Genomic DNA, 24166 nt, shown 5'->3' on the forward strand with positions numbered 1-24166 from the left:
CCGCTCAGTCGGTGCCGAGCGGGTCGATCGAGACGGCCAGCCACACGATCGCACCGCCGACCGCGATCAGCGCCGCCACGTCGAAGCGCTGACCCCGGACCGCCAGCAGCCCCACCCGCTCGGCGGGCAGACACAGCCGGAATCCGGCGGCCAGCAGCGTCGCCAGCCCGAACACGAAGGCACCGCGCCGCCATCGGTCGGCGAGCACGAACACCACCGCGACGAGCACCACCGCGAACACGGCCAGCAGGGGCAGGTTCTTACGGGCGAACCGAACCCACCGGTTCGCCGGTTCGGTGGACGTCGCGGTCATCGGGTGTCCCTACGCCGAGCCGGCCGCGAGCCGCTCCGCGCGCTCCACGACGTTGCTCAGCAGGAAGGCTCGGGTCAGCGGGCCGACGCCGCCGGGGTTCGGGGAGACGAAGCCCGCGACCTCGCGGACGCTGTCGTCGACGTCGCCGCGCAGTCCGTCCGCGGTCCGGCTGACGCCCACGTCGATCACGGCCGCGCCCGGCTTGACCATATCCGCGGTGATCAGGCCGGCGACGCCTGCGGCGGCGACCACGATGTCCGCTCGACTCACCTCGGCGGCCAGGTCCTTCGTGCCCGTGTGACAGAGGGTGACGGTTGCGTTCTCGCTGCGACGGGTCAGCAGCAATCCGATCGGGCGGCCGATCGTCACACCGCGACCGACCACGGTGACGCGGGCGCCGTCGATCGGGATGTCGTAGCGCCGCAGCAGGTGCACCACACCGCGCGGCGTGCACGGCAGCGTTGCCTCCTTGCCGAGCACGAGCCTGCCGAGGTTCACCGGGTGCAGGCCGTCAGCGTCCTTGTCTGGGTCGATGCGCTCGAGCGCGGCGTTCTCGTCGAGGTGCTTGGGCAACGGCAACTGCACGATGTAGCCGGTGCACTCGGGATTCGCGTTCAGCTCGTCGATGGTGGCCTCGAGCTCGGCCTGGGTGATGTCGGCGGGCAGGTCACGCCGGATCGAGTTGATACCGATCTTCGTGCAATCGTTGTGCTTGCCTCGCACGTAAGAGGCCGATCCGGGGTCCTCCCCGACCAGGACGGTGCCCAGCCCGGGGGTGATTCCCTTGGCCTTGAGCGCATCCACTCGGGCTTTGAGATCGATGAAGATCTCGTCGCGGGTTGCCTTGCCATCCAGGATCGTCGCAGTCACGGCGACCATTGTTTCAGCTGGCTGCCTTCGGGGCGTGAACGGGCCGAAATTCCTTCACCGAAGTTGTCGGACCCCGTCGATACAATTAGAACATGCATTCGATGCCGTCCGATGCGAGCGACGCGACACCCATCGGTGACGCCGCCACCGCCGACGCCATCACCGCCGCCCTGCGCGACCTCGAATCCGCCACCGCCGCCCTACGAACCCTCAACTACCAGATGCTGCCCAACCTCGACCGCATCCGAGTCCTCACACGCCTCGAAACCATCGCCCGCACCCTGCCCGCCCTCGGCCACACCCTCATCAACCAACTCGTCGAACAACGCGCCTGCAACACCCTCGGCGGCACGAACCTCCGCGAACTCCTCGCCAACACCCTGCACATCAGCCCGACGGCCGCGAGCGAGCGAATCCACGTCGCCCACCAACTCGGAACCCGCACCGCCTTCGACGGCCAACCCCTCGACCCCGAAATGCCCGCCACCGCCGCCGCAGCCCACCAAGGCGAAATTAACCCCGCCCACGTCGACGTCATCCGCACCTTCCTGCGACACCTGCCCGACGCCATAGATTCCGGCACCCGCGACCAGGCCGAACGCGACCTCGCCGAACACGCCCGCACCCTGCGCCCCGACGAACTCAAGGTCGCCGCCGAGCGACTCGCCAACTTCCTCGACCCCGACGGCAAACTCGACGACGAAGCCGACCGCGCCCGCAAGAGCTACTTCCGAATGGGCAAGCAAGGCAAAGACAAAATGACCAAAGGCAGCTTCTGCGTCGATCCGGAAACCCGCGCCTACCTCGAAGCGATCTTCGCCAAAGCCGCCAAACCCGGCATGTGCAACCCAACCGACGACACACCCAGCCAAACCACCGACAGCGAAGAGGACGGCAGCGAACCCGACACCCGCACGGCAGGCAGCGACGCGGAGGAGGGCAACGCGGCCGACGGCAACGGGCCCGACAGCAATGAGTCCACCGGCACCGCGCCAAGCGACTTCGAACCCAGCGAGGCCGCCACACGACGCGACACCCGACCCGAAGGCCGACGCCAACACGACGCCCTCAAAAAGGTCCTCCGCTCCGTCCTCGCCTCCGGCGAACTCGGACAACACCGCGGACTACCCGTCACCGTCATCGTCACCATGACCCTGCGCGAACTCGAATCCGCCGCAGGCGTCGCCATCACCGGCAGCGGCAGCCTCATACCCATGCGAGACGCCATCCGGCTCGCCGCACACGCCCACCACTACCTCGCCATCTTCGACAACGACGACGGCCGACCCCTCTACCTCGGCCGCACCAAACGCCTCGCCACCGAAGACCAACGAATCATCCTGTACGCCAAGGACCGCGGCTGCACCTATCCCGGCTGCCCCAACGCCGGAAGCAGATCCCAAGCTCACCACAGGAAAGAATGGGCCGACGGCGGCCAGACCAACGCCAACGACCTTCCCCCGAGCACTTCGTGCAGGGAGGGACCCCCACCTTCGGCTGCGAGGACCACCACCCCCTCGTCGGCCCCGGCGACTACCAATGGGCCACCACCCAAGCCGGACCCGACCACCCCTACCCCGGCCGCACCCTCTGGCACCCACCGAAACACATCGACCCCACCAGAACCGGACGCATCAACCACTACCACCACCCAGGCGAATACCTCACCCACGAAGACAATTCCGCGGCGGACGACGAACCCCGAAAGCCCGACGCCGCCTAGCATTCACGCGCAGTCACGGGTAGGACTGGGAGCATGGCACCGACTCCTGAAGGTCCACCCGAACTGTCAGGCCCACGGGTCCGGCTGACCCCCGTTCGCCCCGAACACCGCGACCGGCTGCGCGAGATCCATCGGCAGCCGGAGGTCCGCAGATGGTGGCAGGTACCCGACGACGACTGGCCCGAGGTCGAGGAGCCGGACACCGTCAAGTACACGGTGATGGAGGGCGATCAGGTCATCGGGTTCGCGCAGTGGTACTTCGAGCCCGACCCCGACTACCGACATGCGGGCCTCGACCTGTTCCTGTCCTCGGCGACGCAGGGACGCGGCCTGGGCACCGAGGTGGTGCGGGTGCTGTGCGCGCACCTGATCGACGACCACGACTTCCACCGGCTGGTCATCGACCCGAAGCTTGCCAACACCCCCGCGATCGCCTGCTACCGCAAGGTCGGCTTCAAGGACGTCGGGGTGATGCGCGAATACGAGAAGAACAAGGACGGCACCTGGGACGACGGGCTGCTGCTTGACCTGCTGGCTCGCGAGTTCGTGCGCTGAGGCGGGCGGCGTTCGTCAGCACCGCGACCAAGGGGACCTGAATCGCGGTGGATCGAGAGCCCCTAAGGCTCGACGATCAACCCGTGCGCGGCGGCCATCGCGATCGCCTGCGTCATCTCGATCTTCGTCTGGTCCAGCTTGGCGCTGGTCCACAGCGCGGCGTCGACGTGGGCGCCGCGCAGGTCGGCGCCCTCGAGTCGCAGTCCGAAGGTCCGCGCACCGAGCAGGTCCACCGACCGCAGCACGGCCTGGCGCAGGTCGGCGTCGACCAGGTTGGCCTCGCGCAGCCGGCAGTCGGTGAGGTCGACCCCGCGCAGGTCGGCCTTGCCGAGCGAGACGAGCGTGAAGTCCACCTCATTGAACTCGATCGGCCGGATCCGGCAGTCCTGAAAGCTGGAACCGAGCAGGCTGGAGCTCCGGAACACGCTGTGCCACAGCCTGGTCCGAGTGAAGGTGCAGGATCGGAACGCGGTCACCGTGTGGTGCGAACCCGACAGGTCGGCGCCTGTGAAATCGCAGTCGGTGAACACGACGCGTTCGGTGCGCAGCTCGCTCAGGTCCGCATCGCGGAAGTTGCAGCCGGTGTAATGCCGGTCCTGCCAGTGCTGTCGCGGCAGCCGCGCGTCCGCGAAGTCCTCGCCGACGAATTCCTCGGGGTGTTCCGGTGCCATGTCGCCATCCTGCCCGCACCCACCGACGGACTCTCGCACCGGTGGGCGAACGCCGACCGCGCGCGGTCTGCTACTCGACTCGCGGTCACCCCGCCGGTCCGGCGAGGCTGCCCCATCCGTGCGTCACGGACCGTTGGCACTGTCCAGGTTCGTCGCCTGCGCCGGTCAGCAGGGCAGTCAGCATGAGCGCGCCGTGATCGAGCGCCCCCCGAGGCAGGGGTCCGGTTGCGACGAGCGAGGACAGTCCGTGGCCGATGACCCAGCACTGGGTGGCGAGTTCCCTCCCGACGACGTCGTCGCGGAAACGTCCGGCGAGCTGCGCTCGTTCCACGGCTTCGACAAGGTAGTTCAGCGTTTCGTCCGCGGCCGCCGCGTCTTCGAGCTCGATGGTGTCGTCGAACATGACGCGATAGAGGTCAGGGTTCGCCAGGGCGTTCGACACGTATGCCGCCCCGAGCGCGACCAGGTCTCGAACCGGATCGTCGGAACGCGGAACCTTCTCGAGAACGACCGCGAGCCGGGTGAACCCTTCCTGTCGCACGGCCATCCAGAGGCCGTCCATTCCGCCGAAGTAGGTGTAGACGGCCATGGTGGACACGCCGGTCCCGGCGACCAGCGAGCGGAGCGTGATCGACTGCCTGGCGCGGAGCATCCGCGCGGCCCGTTCGACCAGCAGCCGCCGCACCGCCGGATCCTTCGTTCTCACCATGGCGAAACAATACATGGCATTGCTATGGTTTCCCTCGACAGCTTGCCCGAGGAGACAGAGGAGCGCGACATGCCCGTGACATTGCTCAACCCCGAAGGTTTGCCGAAACCCGATGTGTACCGACAACTTTCGATCTCCACCGGCTCGAGGCTCGTCTTCCTCGCCGGTCAGGTTGCCCGCGACGCAGAGGGCCGCCGAGTCGGCGAGGGGGATTTCGCCGCCCAGGTCGAGCAGGCCTACCTGAACATCGGCACAGCTCTCACCGAGATCGGTGGGTCTTTCGACGACGTCGCGAAACTGACCATCTACGTCGTGGACTGGACTCCGGACAAGATGCCGCTGCTGGGCGAGGGCGTTGCCCGGGCGGCGGCGAAACTGGGGGTCGACCCGGTCAAGCCGATCACGCTGCTTGGCGTGGCGGCACTGGGCGAACCGGACCTGCTCGTCGAGGTCGAGGCAACCGCCGTGCTTCCCTAGGCCGATCGGGTCAGTGAACGGGCGTCCACCGGCGGTGGCAAGCTGATGCGGTGTTCCGACTGATGTTCCACGAACCTCGCATCCCACCGAATACCGGCAACGCGATCCGGCTGGTGGCGGGCACCGGGTGTGAGCTGCACCTGGTCGGCCCGCTCGGCTTCGACCTCTCCGAGCCGAAGCTGCGCCGGGCCGGGCTGGACTACCACGACCTGGCCTCGGTGACCGTGCACGAGAACCTCGAGGCCGCGTGGGCCGCGCTGGCACCCGAGCGGGTCTACGCGTTCACCGCGCACGGGCAGACCTCGTTCGCGGACGTCGCGTACCAGCCCGGCGACGTGCTGCTGTTCGGCCCCGAGCCGACCGGGCTGTCCGAGGAGGTCCTCGCCGACCCGCACATCACCTCGAAGCTGCGGATCCCGATGGTCCCGGGTCGGCGCTCGCTCAACCTGTCCAACGCCGCGGCCGTCGTCGTGTACGAGGCCTGGCGCCAGCATGGCTTCGCGGGCGGCAGCTAGCCGCGGGGGCCGGACGCGACGGCGAGCGCCACCCGCATCTGGGTGAACCGGAACAGGCCGGGGCCGCCGGACACCTCCTCGTACGCGCGCACCACGTCGTCGACGAACCGCGACGCCTTGCCCGCGTCCAGTCGGGCGGTCCAGGACGCGAAACCCACGGCGCACCACCGGGAGAAATCTTCCCGCGATCCGAAGTCCCAGTCGAGGTCCGAGGTGCGCAGGTCCGTCACCACGAGGCCGGCCGACGCGGCCAGCTCCGGATAGCCGGCGGGGTCCGGGTGGGTGAACGGCGGCTCGAAACCCGCGAACGACTCGGCCCACGCCGGCGCGCGGCACACCCGCATGGCCACCGCCTCGACACTGGGCCGCTCGCTCGCGCACACCATTTGGATGATCACCCGCGCACTGGGGTGCGCGGCGCGGGCGATGCCGGACAGCGCCCGCCGCTGCTCGACCACCCAGTGCAGTGCGTTGAACGAGACCACGACGTCGAACTCGTCCGCGAACGGCAATTCTCGGGCATCGGCGACGCGGAACGTCGCGGTCGCCCCGTCCGGCACCGGCCGCGACCGGGCCTTGTCGACCATCCCGGCGGATGCGTCGACGCCGACCACCGAACCCCGCGGCAACCGCCCGGCCAGTTCCAGCGTGATGAACCCGTCGCCGCAGCCGACGTCGAGCAGGCGCTCGGTGCCGGTCAGCTCGAGACCGGACAGCGATGCCTTGGCCAGCGTTCGCTGCAGCCCACTGACCTGTGCGTAACCCTCACCGTCCCATTCGGACACGGGTCAATCCTGCACCTCGAAGCGCTTGTGGCGGGACGTTTGCCCGGAAACGAGCCGAACCGCGCTCTTCGACACGCCCAGATGTTCGGCGAGCAGCTCCTCGGCGGCCTTGTTGGCCCTACCCTCCACCGCGGGCGCGCGCACGTACAGCAGCACGGTGCCGTCCTCGAGGATCTCGACCAGCGGACCCTTCTTGCTGTTCGGCTTGATCTGCGCCGCGACGATGCGGGATCCGCTCATGGCGGCGCTACCCAGCCGCGATGTCGAGGAAGTCGCGCGCTGGCCCGCGCAGGCCGCGATCGGCCGCCCACACCGCGAGCAACCGGCGCGGCAACCGCAGGCCCTGCACCTCGACGGAAACGAGCCGTCCGTCGGTCAGGTCCGCCGCCACCGCCAGCGAGGACACCACGGCTGGCGCGTTGCCCGCGACCACGGCCGCCTTGACCGCGGTGCACGAGGTCAGCTCGAGCAGCGGGTCCACGCACCCCGGTACCGCGTTCTCGAGCGTGTTCCTGGTGCCCGAACCGAATTCGCGCTGGATCAGCGGCGTCCTGGCCAGCTCGATCGGGGTGATCGGCGCCGCCTTTGCCCACGGGTGGCCGGGCGGGACGACCACCACCAGCTCGTCCCGGGCCACCTCCAGCGACCGCAGTCCGGCAGGCACCTCCGGCCCCTCCACGAAGCCGAGGTCCGCCTCCCCCGCCAGCACCTGGGCCGCGACGTCGGTGGAGTTCAGCAGCCGCACCGAGGTGACCACGGTCGGGTTCTTGCGCCGCATGGTCACCGTCCAGCCCGGCACCAGGTACTCGGCGATGGTCATGCTCGCGGCCACCGTCAGGTTGGCCTCCCGCTCCCCGCGCAGCGCGGAGATCCCCGACGCCAATTCCTCGGCCGCGGCGAGGGTGCCCGCGGCCCACTCCAGCACGAGCCCGCCCTCGTAGGTCGGGGTGACGCCGGTGGTGGCGCGGTCGAAGACCCTGATACCGAGCAACCGCTCGGCCGAGCGGATCCGCGCGCTGACCGCCTGCTGGCTCAGCCCGTGTTCGCGTCCCGCGGCCCCCATGCTGCCGAGCCGGGCGACGGAGACCAGGACGTCGAGGGCGGCGAGTTCGGGGACGCGGGGGGACAACGGCATACCGCAAGGATAGGCCGTCACAATCAGAAGTTGTGACAGGCCAAGGATGGGCCGTCTACCGGCGCCGACCGCCGGGCGGCAATCTTTGTTCATGCTCACGACCACCCCCACAGCCGCAACCCCCGCACGCCGCAGCCCCGCACTGGCGCACGTGACGCCGAACTGGTTCGCGGTGGTGATGGGCACCGGGATCATCGCGGTTGGCGCGGCATCGCTGCCGGTGGAGGTGCCGGGCCGGCGCGCCATCGCGCACGGGTTCTGGGCACTGGCCGCCCTCGAACTGGTGCTGCTCTCGGTCGCGTTCGCCGCGCACTGGGTGCGTCACCGCGAGCACGCGCTCGGCTACGCCCGCAGCCCCGCGATGGCCCCGTTCTACGGCGCGCTGCCGATGGCGGTGCTGACCGTCGGAGCTGGCACCGCCGTCGCGGGCGGGGACATCCTCGGGTCGTCCGCCGTGGCCGTCGCGGCCGTCCTGTGGGCGGTCGGCACCGCAGCCGGGGTGGCGGCGGCGATCACCGTTCCCCCGCGCATGTTGTCGGGCGGCGCCCCCACCCCGGCCTGGCTGATGCCGGTGGTGCCGCCGATGGTGTCCGCCGCCACCGGCGCCGCGCTCATCCCCCACCTGCCCGTGGGCCAGGCCCGGCTCACCATGCTGCTCGGCTGCTACGTCCTGTTCGCGATGGCACTGACCGCGGCCGTCGTGACGATGGTGGTGGTGATCGGACACCTCGCCCGCACCGGACTGCCCGCCGTGCAAGCCATCCCGACGGTGTGGATCCCGCTGGGCGTGATCGGCCAGTCGATCGCCGCGGCGAACCTGCTCGGCCGGGCCTCCGACAGCGCGGTCGGGCCCGCCGCGGCCGCGGGCCTGCGGGCGTTCGGAGTGGTCTACGGCATCGGAGTGGCGGGCATCGGCCTGCTCGCGTTCGGGTTCGCCTGCCTGCTCACCGTCCGCGCGGCTGGCCGCGGGCTGCGGTTCTCGATGAGCTGGTGGAGCTTCACGTTCCCGCTCGGCGCCTGTGCCGTCGGCGCGGGCACGCTGGGAATCGCGACCGATTCCCTTGCCGTCCAGTGGCTTTCCGTCGCCCTGTTCGCGTTGCTGATCGGCATCTGGGTGGTGGTCGCCGCGCACACCGCGCGCGGGGTGTGGACGCGGGCGCTGTTCGCCCCCGCCCCCTGATCCACTCCGCCGCGCCCCGCGTCAGAGCAGGAACACCAGCACCGCACCGATCAGGGCCAACACGGCGATCAGCGCGAGCCCGCCCGCCAGCAGCAGCGGCCTTCCTGCCGAACCCGAGGTCGCCTCGGCATCCGGTTCCGGCTCGCCGTCCGCGTCGACGTCCGCGACCGCCTGGATCGCCCCCACCGCCGACGCGGTGAGCAAGCTCGAACGCTCATGGGCGTCGGTGACCTCGCGTACCTCGCGCACCGAACCCGGGATCGCGCTGAGCACCTCGGTGACGTCGTACGACGGCGGCAGGCCGATCCGCCGGATCGCCATCGCCGGGGTCTGGAATCCGGCGGCCAGGATCGCCGCACCAAGCGCGGCGGCCTGCTCCGGGCCAGGGCCCACCACGCTGTGCACCCCGAGGCGGTCGGCCAGCGCGGTCGCGACGCCCTTCAACGCAACCGCGTCGCGCGCCACCAGCCCGTCCCCCGTCACGACCACGGCATCGAGGTTCGAGGGCAACCAACCGAACGCGCCGAGCGCGGTGGAGAGCTGCGCGGTCGACGACATCCCGCTGCCGGCAGGGAACCGGAAGGAGCGGCCGACCAGGACACCCGAGCGCATCAGGCTCACCGTCGTTCCCGCGTCGTCCGCGTGGTACGTCCCGATCAGCTGGCCCGGCTGCTCCGCGACCTCGGATTCGAACCAGGCGCACGACGCCTCCGCGTCGGACACCAGCGTGATCTGCGGCATGCCGCCGTAGTTGAGCGATTCACGGAGATCCGCCACGGTCTCGGGAGCCCAGTTGGACGGGTAGGTCGCCCAGACGTGCGGGGTGCCGCCGTCGCGCCCGCCGTGATCAGGCAGCGGCTCGCATTCGTGCAGCAGGCTGCTGATCGCGTTCGCGACCACGTCCTCCGCCCGATATCGGGTGCCGTCACTGGCCGCGACCCCCTCGGGATCGCCGACCCGGGACAGGAATCCGGACAGCGTGTGTTCCACGCCGCCGTCCTGTCCGGAGCCGCCGAGGACGGTTCCCCCGTCTGCACGCACATGCAGCACCGTGTCGCGGACGATCACTATCGGGTCCGGGGTCCCCGCGTCATTCGACGCGATCACCGTGTGCGACACGATGCTGCCAACCCTGAGCCCAATTCCCACGGACACGCCAACACCTCATTCGGTATGAACAGATCGCCGTCCGCGCGCCGAATCATTCAGCGCGCGGACGGGTTACATATTGCTATGCCGACGTTCAGGTGTGCGCGCGACACACTGCCTAATCTTCCGGATCCCATGGCGACACCTCGAGCAGGATGTCGATCGCGATGCCCGCGCCCGCCGGCCTGCGGACGTGTTCGAGTGCGTCGACGCGCAGTCCGGTCGACGCCCGGGCCAGGTCGGTGATCCGCGGCAGGATGTCCGTGTCCGGCGGCCCGCCCACGCCGCGGCCGAAGTTCTCGAAGGAGTGCCCGAGGTAGAGCAGCCGGCCGCCCGGCGCGAGCCAACCGGCCGCGCGGGCGATCAGCGCCTCGAGTTCGGCCGTCGGCAGGTGCAGGAAGCTCAGCAGCACGAGGTCCACCTCCGACCGCGGCGCCCATGCGGTGACATCACCGACCTCCCAATCGATCCCGCCATCCGGATCGAGGGCCCGCGCCTGGTCGATCGCGACCGCGGAGTAGTCGACCGCGGTGACCGTCCAGCCCACGCGGCTCAGCCACCGGGCGTGCCTGCCGTCGCCGCAGGCCAGGTCGACCGCCCGGCCCGGGGGCACAGCGGCGAGCCGCTCGCGGATCGTCTCCGCGGGCTCGGCGCCCCACGGGTCGGGCGAATCCCGGTACCTGGCATCCCAGTCCGATGCGTCCACGCCGCCGCCCTCAGGCCAGCGCCAGGAAGAGCTTCTCGAGCTCCGCCTCGGTCATCGGCTCCTGGTTGTCCCGGTTGGTGCCCGCAAGGCAGTCGCGCAGTCCGGTCGCGACGATCTTGAAGCCGGCACGGTCCAGCGCGCGGGAGACCGCGGCGAGCTGGGTCACCACGTCCTTGCAGTCGCGGCCGCTCTCGATCATCGAGATGACGCCCGCCAGTTGGCCCTGTGCGCGCCGCAGCCTGTTGAGCACCAGCGCAATGCTCTCCTCGTCACCCGTCATCTCGCCACTCCCTGCTTTCGCGTCCGGATTCGTCGGCTCCCATGGTACCCGGCGGGGTATATCGCGACGGCGGAGTCGGCCCTGGCCTGCACAGATGCTAAAGTCTGCCGTGTTGAGACACGGGGTGCTCCGCAATCGCGGGGCTGAGAGCAGACCCGAGAACCTGGCCAGGTAATGCTGACGAAGGAATTGTCATGGCTTCGCATACGCCCATCGAGGGCACCAATAGATTTACTGAACACCTGTGGGACCGGACGAAGGCACTGCGCGTCGCGATCGACGAACTGGAGTTCCTCCGGCGCCTCGGCGACGGGACGCTTCCGCTGGACGTCTTCCGCTTCTACGTCGAGCAGGATTCGCTGTACCTGACGGGCTACGCGAAGGCGCTGGCGATCCTCGCCTCGCGGTCCCCGGACCCGACGACCGCCGCCTTCTGGGCGACCTCGTCGGCCACCGCCGCGGTGGTCGAGTCCGCCCTGCACGACGAGTTGCTCTCCGGCGGCGTACTGCCGGCCGCGGAGCGGGAACCGCAGCATTCGTCGGCCTGCCTCGGCTATGTGTCCTACCTGATCGCGGCCGCTGCCACCGAGCCGTACCCGGTGGCAGCGGCGGCGGTCCTGCCGTGCTTCTGGATCTACGCAGAGGTCGGGCGCGACCTCGGCGCGAGCGCGGCGAAGGTGCTGGCCGCCGACCCGTCGCATCCGTACGCGCAGTGGGTGTCCACCTACGACGCCGAGGAATTCCAGACCTCGGCGGCGACGGCCCGCGAGATGGTCGACGCGGCCGCGGCGGGCGCGACCGACCGCGAGCGTGAGGCGATGGTCGAGGCGTTCACGATCGCGACCCGCTATGAGCTCATGTTCTGGGACACCGCGCTCCACCCGCAGCCCTGGCCCGCGCCGTGAGCGCGGGTGTGCGGCGCGTGTTGGCCGGGGTGGTCGCCGCGGTGTCGGCACTGTCGGTGCTGACCGCGTGCGGCGCCGACACCGGCTCCGACGAGACCATCCGGTTCGCCCTCGACTGGACCCCCAACACCAACCACAGCGGCCTGTTCGTGGCACAGCAGCAGGGGTACTTCGCCGAGGCCGGACTCGACGTGGAGGTGTTGCCCTACAACAACACCGCGGTCGACACCCTCATCGACGCCGGGAACGCCGAGTTCGGGATCAGCACCCACGACGCGTCGACGTTCTCCCGGTCCTCCGGCGCCCACACGGTGTCGGTGCTGGCTCCGCTGCAGCACTGGGCGACGGGCATCGGCGTCCGCGCCGACCGGGCGGACATCGTGAGCCCGAAGGACCTCGACGGTAAGACCTATGCGGGATTCGGCGATCCCGGCGAGAACGAGACGCTGCGCCAGGTGATCCGAAACGACGGCGGCACCGGCGATTTCAACTCGGTCACCCTCGGCACGTCCGCGTACGAGGCCGTCTACTCCGGCAAGGCGGACTTCACGGTCTCGTACTTCGCGTGGGAGGGGATCGAGGCCGAACACGCGGGCACCCCGATGAAGTACTTCCGTTACACCGACTTCGGGTTCCCTGACGCCTACGCCATCGTGATCGACGGCAACGAGGACTGGCTCGAGGCGCACCCCGAGCAGGCGCGCGCGTTCGTCCAGGCGCTGCAGCGCGGCTACCAGTTCGCCGCGGACAACCCGGACCAGGCCGCCAAGCTGCTCATCGAGGCCAATCCGGGCGCCTTCAACGACGAGTCGCTGGTGCTCGAGAGCCAGAAGATGCTCGCCGCGCAGTACATGAGGGACGCGGCCGGGAAGGTCGGCACCCAGACGCTCCAGCAGTGGGCGGGCAACTCCGGATTCCTCTACCAACACGGACTGCTGGCCGGCCCGGACGGCAATCCGCTGACCTCCGAACCCGACTGGTCGACGTACTTCACCAATGACTACCTCGGCTCTTCGTAGGCTGATCCCAGCGTTCGTGGTGGTGGCGGCGCTCGTCGCCGCCTGGCAGATCTACGTCGCCGTCAGCGGAATCCGTCCGCAACTGCTGCCGTCGCCGCTGCGCGTCGCGCAGCAGGGTTGGGGGCACCGCGACGAGATCGCCGTACACGCGGGGGCCACGCTGGCGGTGACGCTGATCGGATTCGCGGTGTCGCTGACGCTGGCGTGGGCACTGGCGATCCTGGTCGACTTCTCGCCGTGGCTGCGCCGCGCGTTCGTGCCGCTTTTCGTCGCGTCCCAGACCCTGCCGATCATTGCCATCGCCCCGCTGATGATCATCTGGTTCGGGTTCGGGCTGCTGCCGAAGATCCTGGTGATCTCGCTGGCCACCTTCTTCCCGATGGCCATCGGGCTGATCGAGGGTTTCGCCGCGGCCGACCGGGAGGCCGGCGCGTTGCTGCGCAGCATGCGCGCCACCCGGTGGCAGGTGTTCCGATACGTGCGGCTGCCGTCCGCGTTGCCGCGGTTCTTCACCGCGTTGCGGATCGGCATCACCTACGCCGTCGTCGGCGCGGTGTTCGCCGAGTACGTCGGGGCGAGCAAGGGACTCGGCATCTACATGAGCCTGCAGAAGAACTCGTTCCGCACCGACCTGGTGCTGGCGGCGGTGCTGGTGACGGCGGTGATCAGCATCGCGCTGTACCTGCTCACGTTCGCGGTGGAGCGGGTCGTCGCGCCGTGGTCCCGGATGGAGCGCGGGCGTGGGTGACATGGGTGGGGCACGGGGATCGCGGATCGCGCTGGAGGGGCTGACCAAGTCGTTCCCGCTACCGGGCGCCGGTTCCCGTCCGGTGCTGGACCGGGTGTCCTTCGACGCGGCACCCGGCGAATTCGTCTCCGTCATCGGCCCGAGCGGCTGCGGCAAGAGCACGGTGTTCAACATCCTCGCCGGCCTGGACTCCCCCGACTCGGGCCGCGTACTCGTGGGCGACGGCGCCACCTCGGGAACCCCGCACAGCGCGTACATGCCACAGAAGGATCTGCTGTTCCCGTGGCGGACGGTCCTCGACAACACCGCCCTCGGGCTGGAGGTGCAGGGGGTCGACAAGCGGGAGGCGAGGCGCCGCGCCCGTGAGCTCTTCCCGATCTTCGGCCTGTCCGGGTTCGAGGACGCCCGCCCGTTCCAGCTCTCCGGCGGGATGCGCCAGCGCGCCGCGATGCTGCGCACGGTCGTCCAGGACCGCGAACTGCTGCTGCTCGACGAGCCGTTCGGCGCCCTCGATTCGCTGACCCGCACCGAGATGCAGGCGTGGCTGCAGCAGGTGTGGCAGCAGTACCGGTGGATGGTCCTGATGATCACCCACGACATCCGCGAGGCGGTGTACCTGTCTGACCGGGTGATCGTGCTGTCGGCGCGGCCCGCCACCGTGCGCCGGGAGGTGCGGGTGGAGCTGCCGCGTCCGCGGGAACTGTCGGTGGTGACCTCGCCGGAGTTCGTCGCGCTGGAGCAGGAACTGCTGGAGGTGCTGCACGAGGAGTCGCGCCGCGCGCTCGCCGAGCAGGAGTCCGCGCCCGGATGATCGCCCGCCCTGCCGATCCGAAAACGCTGGCGCCGCCGACCCGCCGCGGCCACACTGGAGGTGAGCCCTGGTCGACGATGAACCGAGGGCAGGACCGCAGGAGATTCGCCATGAGCAGCAAGGGACCGTTCGGCTTCGATCCCGAGGACATCGACCGCATCGCCAGGGAGGCCAGTGCGGGACTGCGGGACGCGGCCGAGAAGGTCGGCCGGTTCCTCGACGACGCGGGCATCCCCTATTCGCACTCGTTCGACGTGGGGACCAGCACCTCCTGGCCGCGGCCCCGGTCCCGGCGGGACACGGCGGGCGAGACCGGCGACGGCGTCTGGGCCATCTACATTGTCGACGATGACGGCTCCGCCCGCGTCGACCAGGTGTTCGCGACGGAACTCGAGGCGCTGCGGGCGCACAAGAACAACACCGATCCGCGCCGGCTGGTGCGGTTCCTGCCGTACGGGGTGACCGTCAGCGTTTTGGACGAGAACACCGCCGACTCCGACACCCCGGACGCGGCACGAACCGATTACACCGAGCCGGACGTCGGCGGCGACACCGGGCCGTACCCCGCCGACAGCTGACGAGCCGACCACCTCACGCCCAGGGGTCTACTTCTTCACTCCCTGGGGCAGGCCCTCTCACTCCCAGTGGTGATGTTCACGAGATCGATCCGGTCCGAAGATGGTTTGAGACACGGGAATCCAATACCCGATGCGCCCACCATCCACGACGTCAGGACCGCGATCATGCCCTTCGTTGAACCCGAACCATTCCCCGGACGGCAGCAGCGGGGTACCACCTCAACTCTCGACCGCACCACGGCGGTCGCGGATATCGCGACCATGCTGGAGATCGATGCCACCGAGATTTCGGACGACACGAACCTCCTCGATTGCGGCATGGATTCGATCCGGCTGATGAGCCTGATCGAGAGGTGGCGTGCGTTCGGCGTCCGCGCCGACTTTCCCGCATTGACCGGTACATACCTCGTCGCCGATTGGTTGACGATCCTCGGGTCGGGCCGTTCGGGCGGCGGATCCCCGAGCCGGCAGGCACGAAGCACGGGAGCGGACGATGGACGGCTCGCGTAGCTTCCGCACTGGTTGGCTGCGGACCCTGCACCCGGCCGAGCAACCGGATCGCATGTTGATCAGCTTTCCGCATGGCGGCGCTTCGGCGTCGAGCCTGTTCGCCCTGTCCAAGTTGCTCTCGAGCACCATCCCGGTCGCGGCGGTCCAATACCCCGGCCGGGCCGATCGGTCCACGGAAAGAGCTGCCGACTCCCTGGCCGAGATCGTCGACGCGGTCTCTGATTCGCTTCGGGAATCCGGGCTTCGAGCGCTGACGCTTCACGGCCACTGCATGGGCGCGATCGCTGCATACGAAGTTGCCCGGCGCCTGGAACAGGCCTCTGACGTCAGGGTCGAGCGGCTCGTCGTGTCGGGCGCGGAGGCCCCGACCCGAATCGGGCGCAATGCGATCCGGTCGGATGACGACAGCGTTCGCTCGGATATGCAGGCGCTCGGCGGCACCGACTCGCGGATCCTCGCAGACCCGGAGCTACTCGACGTGTACCTCCCTGCCTTGCGGGCCGACTACAAGGCGGTGGACGAATACTGTTACCGCGCAGGCGAGCCGCTGTCCTGCCCGATCACCGCGCTGGTCGGGAATGTCGACCCGCGAGCCCGCGTCGAGCGGGTCGCCGAATGGGAGCAGTTCACCACCGGCGAATTCGACCTGCACATCTTCGAAGGCGGCCACTTCTACTTCATCGACAGGCAGGAGGAGGTCGCCCGGCTACTCACAGGGCTGGTGCGGCAGGGGCAGGTGAGACACCATGTCGGCGACCACGGTTCCCGCCGCTGAGCCCAGCATGACGCGCGCACGAGAGAACGACTACTCCTTCATCCTGTCGCGCCCCCTGGAGAGTCTCGTGGCGCGCGGGGCGGTGCGGACTTTCGATGCGGCCGACGCGGCCCTGGCCGATCTGCGCGCCGGACGAAGCAAGATCATCGTGGGCGCTTTGCCTTTCGAGAGTTCCGACGCGTGCACACTGATCGAACCCGCGACCTTCGACCGGAATCCGACGCCGTGGCCCGCCGCGCCTCGGCCCGCGGGCGTCTCGCCGATGCACCTCCGATGCTCTGTGCCCGAGCCCGATGAACACGTACGGCGCGTCGCGAAGGCCGTCGAACGAATCCACGCGGGCGAGCTGGACAAGGTGGTGCTCGCTCGTCGTGTCGTTCTCGCCTCCGAGGAGGTGATCGACCCCCTCTGGGTTCTCGACCGGCTGGTCAGCCGCGACCCGGCGTCCAACGGCTTTCTCGTCGACCTGTCGAGAGGTCCGTCGGCGCGCGGATCCATCCTCGTCGGATCGAGCCCGGAGGTCCTGGTCAAGCGTTCGAAGCGGGTGGTGAGCTGCTGGCCGCTGGCCGGGTCAGCTCCGCGCAGCGCCGATCCCGTGAAGGATCGAGCGCAGGGGCGGTCGCTGCAGCTCTCCGCCAAGGATCTTCACGAGCACGCCTTCGTGGTCGAGTCGGTATGCGCGGCACTGTTCGACGTCTGCGATCGGCTGGAAGTGCCTGCGCACCCCCAGCTGATCGCCACGCCGCAGATGTGGCACCTCGGAACGCCGATCACCGGAACCCTGCGGGACCCCGGGGTCGGCGCGCTCGAGCTCGCCATCCGGCTGCACCCGACGCCTGCCGTCTGCGGCACCCCCACGAACCGTGCGCGCGAGGCGATTTCCGACCTCGAGGGCGAACGCGGGTACTACGCCGGGGCCGTCGGCTGGTGTGACGCGGAGGGAGACGGCGAATGGATGGTCACCATCCGGTGCGCCGAGATATCCGACGACGGACGAACGATCACCGCGTCGGCTGGTGGCGGCATCGTCGCCGATTCGGAGCCCGCACAGGAACTGGCCGAAACGACCGCCAAGTTCCAGACCATCCTCAACGCACTCGGCGCGGGCGACGTCGAGGTCTGAGTCATGACCGAACGCATCGGCGCCACCGTGGTGACGGGCGCAGCCAACGGGATAGGGCGGGCGATCGCCATGCGGTTGGCAGGCGGTGGCCACCACCTGGCATTGATCGACCGTGATCGCGACGGCCTCGACGATGTCGCCGAGGCCATCCGCGCGGCGGCAGCGGCCCCGCTGACCGTCACCGTCCACGTCGCGGATGTCGCAGACAGCGGTCAGGTCGGCGCCGTGATCGACGAGGTGGAGCGAGTCAACGCGCCCATCGACTCGCTCGCACACGCGGTGGGCGTCCTACAGACCGGCGCCATTGTCGACGCCGACTACGCCGACAGCAGAAGGACATTCGATGTCAACGTCATGGGCGTGCTCAATGTCGCTCAGGCCGTCGGGCTGCGCATGCGTCGACGTCGCGCCGGATCGATGGTGATCGTCGGTTCGAACTCGGCGGGAGTTCCGCGCGCGAACATGGGCGTCTACGGAGCGTCCAAGGCCGCCGCGGAGATGCTGGTGCGAGTCGTTGGCCTCGAATTGGCGCCCTATGGGGTCCGGGCGAACGTGGTGGCCCCCGGGTCCACGGATACAAACATGCTCAGATCGATGTACCCGGATCGCGAATCGATGGTCCGGGAGTCGATCGCCGGGCGCCAAGGGGACTTTCGGGTGGGAATCCCGCTGGGGCGCATCGCCGAGGCCGATGACGTGGCGCGCGCCGTCGAGTTCTTGCTCTCCGACGGCGCTCGGCACATCACGATGCAGACGATCTACGTCGACGGCGGAGCCGCATTACATGCCTGACCACCCTCCGTGTGGCCCGATTCAGCCCTAGTGAGGATGTTTCGCACGCATTCAAGACTCAGGATTGTGGGTACCCGGATCTCCCGATTGAAAAGAAGGTGCACCGACGTGTTTCTCGGAAGCGAGCGGTCAACGCTGATGGATCGACTCCCGGAGCTGCACGACGCCCTGGAGGACACACCGACGCATGAACTCGAAGCCGAGGGTGGACCGGCGATCAAGCTGTTCAAATCATCCGGTGCCGGACGATTGCTGGCCCCCGAGGCGAGCGGCGGTCTCGGCGCCTCGGCGCTCGAGGCAACGAGGATTCAGCGCGCGATCGGATACCGCGCCCCCTCGCTGGCGATCGCCAGCACGATGCACCACTTCTCGTTGGCGAGCCTGATGGAGGCCGCCAGGGCTGGTGAGTGCAGGCATGCGCTGTTGGTGGACGCGATCGGAAGCCAGAATCTGCTGGTCGCATCGGGCTTCGCCGAGGGGACGACGGGAGCAAGCGTCCTGTCCCCGAGCCTGACCGCGACGAGGGTCGACGGCGGATACCTGCTGAACGGGGCGAAGCGTCCGTGCAGCCTGTCCCGTTCGATGGACCTGCTGACCGCGAGTGTCGCCGTCGAAGGCGAGCACGGCCCCGAGCTCGCCGTGGCCGCGATACCCGCGAGCGCAGAGGGTGTGCGGGTGGAGCCCTTCTGGGGCGCACCGGTTCTCCGCGCCGCCGAGAGCGACGCGGTGTTCCTGGAGAATGTGAACATCTCCGACGGCCAGCTGGTGCGCGTCGGACGGCCGGGAGAGGCCGCCACCGACAAGATCCAGCAGGCGGGATTCGTCTGGTTCGAAATGCTGATGACCTCCGGCTATCTCGGCATCGTCAGCGGACTGCTTTCGCGTGTTCTCGACGGCAACCGTGGTGACCCCGGTTCCCGCATCCAGCTGGTCGCCGCGATCGAATCCAGCGCCGCATCCTTGGAATCGGTTGCGGTCCAGTTGGATGCGGATGGACCATCGGAGTCCCTGCTGAGCAGGGTGCTGCTCTGTCGGTATGCCGCACAGCGCACGATCGTCTCTGTCGTCGACGAATGCGTCGAGCTTCTCGGCGGAATGGCCTTCATCAGTCCGGGTTCCGACGTGCACCTCTACGCAGAGGCGTCCCGTTGCCTCGCGTTCCATCCGCCCGGATTGCAACGCGCCGCGCCCGCGCTCATCGATTCACTCTCGGGTGGTGCCCTCCGCATCGTCTAGCAATCGGCACGGCTGTGCCCCCTCGACCACGAAGAACCCCGATCATTGGACAACAATCATGGCAACAGACGAAGTTCGAACGGTACTGCTGACCGGAGCGTCCGGGGTGATCGGCCGCGCCGTTCTCGACGCGCTGGAAGGTAAGAGGGTCTACGCCCTCAGGCATCGGTCGACGGCCGCATCGCGCGAGAACGTGACGTGGATTCAAGGCGACGTGACCGATCCCGACTTGGGGCTCGGGGAGAGCTACCCGGGCCTCGCGCACGAAGTCGATCGCGTCGTTCACGTGGCGGCGGCCGTCGAGTTCGACTCGACCGGACATGACATCGATCGAACCAATCGGCTCGGGACCTCGCATGTCGTGGACTTTGCCCGGGCCGCGAACGCAGGGATGATCCACCTGAGCTCCGCCTTCGTGAACCGGCGGTCACAGGCCCGTTCGGTGACCGGAACCGGCTGCGCGGACGGCCGCGACGCCTACCTGTGTTCGAAAGTCGGCGGTGAGGAAGTCGTACGGACCAGCGGGGTTCCCTACGCGATCCTGCGGCCCTCGCTGCTGATCGGCGACTCGAGGACGGGCGAGATCGCCCGCCACCAGGGACTGCACGCCTTCCTCGGCGCCTTCGCCAAGGGCGTCCTGCCCTTCGTTCCGTTCCCACCGGAAACCCGAATCGACTTCGTCCCTCAGGACGTGGTGGCCGGGGCGGTCGCGCGACTGATCGATTCCGAACTCATCGGCGCCGAGTACTGGATCACGGCGGGAGAGCATGCGGTGACCGCCCGGGAGATGATGGACGCGGTCCACCGTGCGCTCGGCGCGGCCGGCCAGACTGCGGTCACCCCCCGATTCTTCGCCACCGAGGCGGTGCAGCGACTCCTGCAGCCGGCCTTCTTCGGCTCGCTGGACGGTAAGGCCCGCAACAAGTTCGAACAGCTCTTGGCGGTGGCGTCACTGGTGTGCGAGGACAGGTTTCCCAGCGACCTGGGTACGGGAGCGTTCGCAGGCATCGGGCTCACCGCCGAGGAGTCCGGGCACCTCGTCGAGAAGACCGTGAACCGCTACTGGGTACCGCGCGTGCCCGAGGTCGCCTGATGGACACCAAGCCCGCCCCCTCCGCGCGCGCGGTGGTGGTGGACAAGTACCGCCGCTTCCTCGGGCGTGGACGGGCGAGGTTGGCGGAGTACATCGGCGCTGAGGTAGAGGTCCGATCGGAGGGCGCGGTTGTGTACACCGCGGACGGATCGTCCCTGATCGACTGCGGCGGCTACTCCGTGTTCCTCCTGGGACATTGCCATCCCGCGATCGTGGACGCCGTCGTCGCGCAGGTCCGGACACACCCGCTGGCGACTCGGCTACTGCTCGAGGAGCAGGTGGCCACGGCCGCCGAACTGTTGTTGTCCGTCGCTCCCGAGTGCCTGGACAAGGCGTTCTTCGTCGGCTCGGGGACCGAAGCGACCGAACTCGCACTGAAACTGGCTCGAGCACAGCGGAAAACCAACTTGATCTGTATGCGCGGGGGATATCACGGCAAGACGCTCGGCGCGTTGTCCGTGACCCACAATCCCCTGTATCAGCGCAGGTTTGGGCCGCTGTTCGAGGCGACCGCGGTCGATTTCGGCGATCTCGGCGACCTCGAGCGCGCGCTCGTGCACAGTGGCGGCAACGGGGCGGTGATCCTCGAGCCGGTTCAGGGCGAGGGTGGCGTGGTGATCCCGCCGCACGGGTACCTGTCCGGGGCCGAAGCGCTGTGCAGGAAGTACGGCGCACTGCTCATCGTCGACGAGATCCAGACCGGTCTCGGGCGGTGCGGCCGGATGTGGGCCCATTCCCCCGAGATCCAGCGTCCCGACGTCTTGTTGGTCGGCAAGGCGTTGTCCGGTGGGGTGGTTCCGGTCGCCGCGGTCCTCGCCACCGACGAGGTTTTCAAACCGATCGGCGACGATCCGGCCCTTCACTCGTCGACGTTCGGCGGCTCACCGCTGGCGTCCGCGGCCGTCGCGGCGACGGTGCGAACCATTGTCGACGAGCAGATCGTCGAGCGCGCCGCCGACCTCGGCACCCGACTGCTGGCATCCATCGATCGCATCTGCGAGCCGCACCGTCCGGCATGCGTCACGGCGGTCCGCGGAGCCGGACTTCTCATCGGTATCGAGTTCTCCCGCCCCGACCTGACCGCGGAGGTGGCGACCGAGATGTTGCGGAACGGGATCATCGTCAACCATTCCCTCAACGCCCACACCGTTCTCCGCATCACCCCACCGGCGATTCTCGACCCCGCGCAGGAGGAGAAGCTCCTCGACGCCCTCACCACGTCCTTGTCGGCGCTGTCGACTCGGTCCGCATCAACCAGCCACTTCTGAAGGAGATCTCCATGCCTGTCATCAACATCGAACGCGAGGCCGGAAATATCACTGCCGGCGAACTGTTCTCAAAGATCGTGGATTTCGAAAGCTATCCGCGCATCGCGGAGAGCGTACTCGAGGTAGCGATCCTCGACCGTGATGGCGATACCTGCACCACTCGATGGGATGTCGCCTTCCGCGGCGGGGTCCTGCGTTGGACCGAATCCGACGTCATCGACACGGAGAACCTCGCCTTCACCTTTGAGCAGATCGAAGGGGACCTCGAGATGTTTCGAGGCAGCTGGACGGTGCACGACGTCCCCGAGGGCGGTGCGCGCATCGTCTTCGAGGCGAAGTTCGATCTCGGTATGCCCAGTCTGGCGCCGATGCTCGACCCGATAGCGCTGCAAGAGCTGCAAGCCAACGTCATCGAAATGATCGACACCTTTGTGTCGTCGACCAAAGCCGGTGAAGCGCTCGGGTCCAGTTGAGCGGCGGCGTTGCTAGACGAACTGGTCGACCGGCACCTGACCGGCCAGCCAGGTTCGATAGCCGCCATCGAGGTTGCGCACGCTGCGCCCGAGCTGGCGCAGCAGCTGCGTCGCGGTGTGGCCGCGCTGCCCGACCTGGCAGACCGCGATCAGCTCACCGTCGGGCAGTTCCGCTGCACGCAAGCGCAACTGGTCCAGCTCGACGTTGACCGCTCCGGGGATCGACCCGAGCGCGAACTCGGCCGGGGTGCGCACATCCACGACGGCCGCGCCCGCCTCGACCAGCGCGGCAAGCTCGTGCCACTGCACGGTGCCTGTGGTGCCGGTGCGTAGGTTGTCGGCGACGTAGCCGAGCATGTTCACCGGGTCCTTCGCCGAACCGAACTGCGGCGCGTAGGCCAGCTCCAGGTCGGCCAGTTCGGAGGCGGTGAGGCCGCCGACCATGGCGGTGGCGATCACGTCGATGCGCTTGTCCACGCCGTCGCCGCCGACGCCCTGTGCGCCGAGGATCGCGTCGGTGTCCGGGTCGACGAGCAGCTTGAGCGACATGCCCTGCGCGCCCGGGTAGTAGCCGGCGTGCGACTGCGGGTGGGTGTGGATGGCCCGGTACCCGCGACCTGCCGCACGCAGCCGCTTCTCGTTCCAGCCCACCGCGGCCACCATCAGCGAGAACACCCCGACGATCGCGGTACCGACGACGGGGCGTGCGCTGACCGGCCTGCCCGCGATCACATCCGCGACGAGTCGACCCTGCCGGTTCGCCGGGTTGGCCAGCGGGACCAGTCCCGGATCGCCGGTGAGCGCGTCGACCTTCTCGACCGCGTCGCCGACCGCGTAGACGTGGTCGGCCGAGGTGCGCATCGAGGCGTCGACCGCGATGCCGCCGCGCGGGCCGATCTCGATGCCCGCGCCGACCGCCAGCGCGGTCTCCGGGCGGACCCCGATCGCCATGACGACGACATCGGCCGGGAGCAGGCGTCCGTCCGCGAGACTGACGGTGCCGACGCCGATTCCGGTCACCTGGGTGCCGAGCTCGAGCCGGACGCCGTTGCCGCGCAGCTCATCTGCCACCGGCGCGGCCATCTCGGGATCGAGCGGTGCCAACACCTGGTCGGCGAGCTCGACGACGGTGACCTCGAGGCCGCGGTGACGCAGATTCTCGGCGAGCTCGACGCCGATGAATCCGGCGCCGACGATCACCGCGGTGCGGGCGTCGGCGTTCAATTCGGTGACGAGACGGTCCACGTCGTCGACATCGCGCAGCACCAGCGCCCGCCGGGCCCCCTCGATGTCGGGGACGATGGGGCTCGCGCCGGGGCTGAGCACCAGTTCGTCGTAGGACTCGGTGGACTCGTCGCCGGTCTGCAGGTCGCGGATGGTGACCGTCCTTGCCGCTGGGTCGACGGCGATCACCTCGGTGCGCACCCGCACGTCGAGGCGGAACCGGGCGGCGAGGCTCGCCGGGGTCTGCAGGAGCAGGGACTCCCGGTCCTCGATGACCCCGCCCGCGTAGTAGGGCAGCCCGCAGTTCGCGAACGACACGTGCGCTCCGCGCTCGAAGACGACGATCTCCGCCTCCTCGTCCAGACGACGCAACCTGGTCGCGGCGGACATTCCTCCGGCGACCCCACCCACGATGACAACCTTCACCGACGACTCCCTTCGTTGCGTCCGACTATACCCTAGGGGGTATCTACGCCCCGGGTCTGTCAACTCCGGGCACGCGGGCCCTGTTCCGGCTGTGACACACCTCGCGGAGGCGCGACA

The 24166-nt window shown here is 68.9% G+C and carries 28 protein-coding genes, 1 pseudogene and 1 riboswitch; of the genes and pseudogenes, 18 read left to right on the top strand and 11 right to left on the bottom strand.

Features of this window, described 5'->3' with window-relative positions; all coding sequences use genetic code 11:
- Window positions 1–4: 4 nt before the first annotated feature.
- Both ACFXMV_RS08450 and ACFXMV_RS08455 read right to left on the bottom strand, forming a co-directional pair.
- Window positions 5–313 carry a DUF3017 domain-containing protein gene (locus ACFXMV_RS08450; protein WP_378503097.1) on the bottom strand — a complete coding sequence of 103 codons (309 nt, stop codon included), beginning with the start codon at window positions 311–313 and terminating at the stop codon, window positions 5–7.
- Window positions 314–322: 9 nt separating this feature from the next.
- On the bottom strand, window positions 323–1183 hold the full coding sequence (locus tag ACFXMV_RS08455; protein ID WP_378502540.1) for a bifunctional methylenetetrahydrofolate dehydrogenase/methenyltetrahydrofolate cyclohydrolase: 861 nt from the start codon (window positions 1181–1183) through the stop codon (window positions 323–325).
- A 131-nt stretch (window positions 1184–1314) separates the two neighbouring features.
- On the opposite strand from ACFXMV_RS08455, the pseudogene ACFXMV_RS08460 reads away from it, so the two are divergent.
- Window positions 1315–2906, top strand: a pseudogene (locus tag ACFXMV_RS08460) (HNH endonuclease signature motif containing protein).
- A gap of 33 nt (window positions 2907–2939) precedes the next feature.
- Window positions 2940–3461: a GNAT family N-acetyltransferase gene (locus ACFXMV_RS08465; protein ID WP_378502233.1), complete on the top strand. Its 522-nt coding sequence runs from the start codon at window positions 2940–2942 to the stop codon at window positions 3459–3461.
- Between the two features lie 62 nt (window positions 3462–3523).
- Here ACFXMV_RS08465 and ACFXMV_RS08470 read toward each other — a convergent pair whose 3' ends face one another.
- Window positions 3524–4132 carry a pentapeptide repeat-containing protein gene (locus ACFXMV_RS08470; RefSeq protein WP_378503096.1) on the bottom strand — a complete coding sequence of 203 codons (609 nt, stop codon included), beginning with the start codon at window positions 4130–4132 and terminating at the stop codon, window positions 3524–3526.
- A gap of 85 nt (window positions 4133–4217) precedes the next feature.
- Window positions 4218–4841, bottom strand: a complete 624-nt coding sequence (locus ACFXMV_RS08475) for a TetR/AcrR family transcriptional regulator (protein ID WP_378500858.1) — start codon at window positions 4839–4841, stop codon at window positions 4218–4220.
- Between the two features lie 69 nt (window positions 4842–4910).
- Here ACFXMV_RS08475 and ACFXMV_RS08480 point away from each other — a divergent pair, with 69 nt between their 5' ends.
- Both ACFXMV_RS08480 and ACFXMV_RS08485 read left to right on the top strand, forming a co-directional pair.
- Window positions 4911–5318 (top strand): RidA family protein, encoded by a 408-nt coding sequence (locus tag ACFXMV_RS08480; protein WP_378503095.1) that lies wholly within the window; start codon window positions 4911–4913, stop codon window positions 5316–5318.
- Between the two features lie 50 nt (window positions 5319–5368).
- Entirely contained in the window at window positions 5369–5833 is a 465-nt protein-coding gene (locus ACFXMV_RS08485) for a tRNA (cytidine(34)-2'-O)-methyltransferase (RefSeq protein WP_378500860.1), read from the top strand.
- Here the strand turns inward: ACFXMV_RS08485 and ACFXMV_RS08490 are convergent.
- Genes ACFXMV_RS08490 through ACFXMV_RS08500 form a run of 3 tightly spaced genes read right to left on the bottom strand, consistent with a single transcriptional unit; the run spans window position 5830 to window position 7753 of the window.
- A complete protein-coding gene (locus ACFXMV_RS08490) occupies window positions 5830–6618 on the bottom strand; it encodes a class I SAM-dependent methyltransferase (RefSeq protein WP_378500861.1) in 789 nt (262 codons plus the stop codon). The genes ACFXMV_RS08485 and ACFXMV_RS08490 overlap by 4 nt on opposite strands.
- Before the next feature lie 3 nt (window positions 6619–6621).
- Window positions 6622–6858, bottom strand: coding sequence for a DUF167 domain-containing protein (locus tag ACFXMV_RS08495; protein WP_378500862.1), 237 nt, complete (start codon window positions 6856–6858; stop codon window positions 6622–6624).
- 7 nt (window positions 6859–6865) lie between these two features.
- Window positions 6866–7753, bottom strand: coding sequence for a LysR family transcriptional regulator (locus tag ACFXMV_RS08500; protein WP_378500863.1), 888 nt, complete (start codon window positions 7751–7753; stop codon window positions 6866–6868).
- Window positions 7754–7844: 91 nt separating this feature from the next.
- Between ACFXMV_RS08500 and ACFXMV_RS08505 the strand changes: the two genes are divergently transcribed.
- Window positions 7845–8933, top strand: coding sequence for a TDT family transporter (locus tag ACFXMV_RS08505; protein WP_378500864.1), 1089 nt, complete (start codon window positions 7845–7847; stop codon window positions 8931–8933).
- A gap of 21 nt (window positions 8934–8954) precedes the next feature.
- On the opposite strand, the gene ACFXMV_RS08510 is transcribed toward ACFXMV_RS08505, so the two are convergent.
- The 3 genes from ACFXMV_RS08510 to ACFXMV_RS08520 form a co-directional block, all read right to left on the bottom strand.
- Window positions 8955–10088 (bottom strand): hypothetical protein, encoded by a 1134-nt coding sequence (locus ACFXMV_RS08510; protein ID WP_378500865.1) that lies wholly within the window; start codon window positions 10086–10088, stop codon window positions 8955–8957.
- A 112-nt stretch (window positions 10089–10200) separates the two neighbouring features.
- Window positions 10201–10788: a class I SAM-dependent methyltransferase gene (locus ACFXMV_RS08515; RefSeq protein ID WP_378500363.1), complete on the bottom strand. Its 588-nt coding sequence runs from the start codon at window positions 10786–10788 to the stop codon at window positions 10201–10203.
- A 10-nt stretch (window positions 10789–10798) separates the two neighbouring features.
- Window positions 10799–11068, bottom strand: coding sequence for a metal-sensitive transcriptional regulator (locus ACFXMV_RS08520; RefSeq protein WP_378500362.1), 270 nt, complete (start codon window positions 11066–11068; stop codon window positions 10799–10801).
- A 110-nt stretch (window positions 11069–11178) separates the two neighbouring features.
- Window positions 11179–11275: riboswitch (TPP riboswitch) on the top strand.
- Between ACFXMV_RS08520 and ACFXMV_RS08525 the strand changes: the two genes are divergently transcribed.
- The 13 genes from ACFXMV_RS08525 to ACFXMV_RS08585 all read left to right on the top strand — a co-directional run bounded on the left by ACFXMV_RS08525 (window position 11263) and on the right by ACFXMV_RS08585 (window position 22399).
- Window positions 11263–11973 (top strand): TenA family protein, encoded by a 711-nt coding sequence (locus tag ACFXMV_RS08525; RefSeq protein WP_378503094.1) that lies wholly within the window; start codon window positions 11263–11265, stop codon window positions 11971–11973. Its footprint overlaps the riboswitch before it by 13 nt.
- The gene (locus tag ACFXMV_RS08530) at window positions 11970–12992 is read left to right on the top strand and encodes an ABC transporter substrate-binding protein (RefSeq protein ID WP_378500360.1); all 1023 of its coding nucleotides are present in this window, start codon (window positions 11970–11972) and stop codon (window positions 12990–12992) included. Before ACFXMV_RS08525 ends, ACFXMV_RS08530 begins: the two co-directional genes overlap by 4 nt.
- Window positions 12970–13740 carry an ABC transporter permease gene (locus tag ACFXMV_RS08535; RefSeq protein WP_378500359.1) on the top strand — a complete coding sequence of 257 codons (771 nt, stop codon included), beginning with the start codon at window positions 12970–12972 and terminating at the stop codon, window positions 13738–13740. Before ACFXMV_RS08530 ends, ACFXMV_RS08535 begins: the two co-directional genes overlap by 23 nt.
- 1 nt (window position 13741) lies before the next feature.
- Window positions 13742–14551: an ABC transporter ATP-binding protein gene (locus ACFXMV_RS08540; protein ID WP_378500365.1), complete on the top strand. Its 810-nt coding sequence runs from the start codon at window positions 13742–13744 to the stop codon at window positions 14549–14551.
- 110 nt (window positions 14552–14661) lie between these two features.
- Window positions 14662–15129, top strand: a complete 468-nt coding sequence (locus tag ACFXMV_RS08545) for a hypothetical protein (RefSeq protein ID WP_378500358.1) — start codon at window positions 14662–14664, stop codon at window positions 15127–15129.
- 261 nt (window positions 15130–15390) lie between these two features.
- On the top strand, window positions 15391–15639 hold the full coding sequence (locus tag ACFXMV_RS08550) for a phosphopantetheine-binding protein (RefSeq protein WP_378503093.1): 249 nt from the start codon (window positions 15391–15393) through the stop codon (window positions 15637–15639).
- On the top strand, window positions 15623–16414 hold the full coding sequence (locus tag ACFXMV_RS08555; protein WP_378500357.1) for a thioesterase II family protein: 792 nt from the start codon (window positions 15623–15625) through the stop codon (window positions 16412–16414). The genes ACFXMV_RS08550 and ACFXMV_RS08555 overlap by 17 nt, the downstream gene beginning before the upstream one ends.
- Window positions 16415–16421: 7 nt before the next feature.
- Window positions 16422–17537: an isochorismate synthase MenF gene (locus ACFXMV_RS08560; protein ID WP_378500356.1), complete on the top strand. Its 1116-nt coding sequence runs from the start codon at window positions 16422–16424 to the stop codon at window positions 17535–17537.
- Window positions 17538–17540: 3 nt separating this feature from the next.
- Entirely contained in the window at window positions 17541–18329 is a 789-nt protein-coding gene (locus ACFXMV_RS08565) for an SDR family oxidoreductase (protein WP_378503092.1), read from the top strand.
- A gap of 108 nt (window positions 18330–18437) precedes the next feature.
- Window positions 18438–19565, top strand: a complete 1128-nt coding sequence (locus ACFXMV_RS08570) for an acyl-CoA dehydrogenase family protein (RefSeq protein ID WP_378503091.1) — start codon at window positions 18438–18440, stop codon at window positions 19563–19565.
- Between the two features lie 58 nt (window positions 19566–19623).
- On the top strand, window positions 19624–20658 hold the full coding sequence (locus ACFXMV_RS08575) for an SDR family oxidoreductase (protein WP_378503090.1): 1035 nt from the start codon (window positions 19624–19626) through the stop codon (window positions 20656–20658).
- Window positions 20658–21926 (top strand): aspartate aminotransferase family protein, encoded by a 1269-nt coding sequence (locus tag ACFXMV_RS08580; protein WP_378502181.1) that lies wholly within the window; start codon window positions 20658–20660, stop codon window positions 21924–21926. Before ACFXMV_RS08575 ends, ACFXMV_RS08580 begins: the two co-directional genes overlap by 1 nt.
- Window positions 21927–21937: 11 nt before the next feature.
- A complete protein-coding gene (locus ACFXMV_RS08585; RefSeq protein ID WP_378502182.1) occupies window positions 21938–22399 on the top strand; it encodes a type II toxin-antitoxin system RatA family toxin in 462 nt (153 codons plus the stop codon).
- A gap of 12 nt (window positions 22400–22411) precedes the next feature.
- On the opposite strand, the gene ACFXMV_RS08590 is transcribed toward ACFXMV_RS08585, so the two are convergent.
- Complete coding sequence (locus ACFXMV_RS08590; protein ID WP_378503089.1) at window positions 22412–24049, bottom strand: FAD-dependent oxidoreductase; 1638 nt, start codon at window positions 24047–24049, stop codon at window positions 22412–22414.
- Between the last annotated feature and the right edge of the window lie 117 nt (window positions 24050–24166).

The organism is Rhodococcus sp. NPDC059179 (assembly GCF_042754885.1).
Taxonomy (GTDB): Bacteria; Actinomycetota; Actinomycetes; order Mycobacteriales; family Mycobacteriaceae; genus Rhodococcus_G.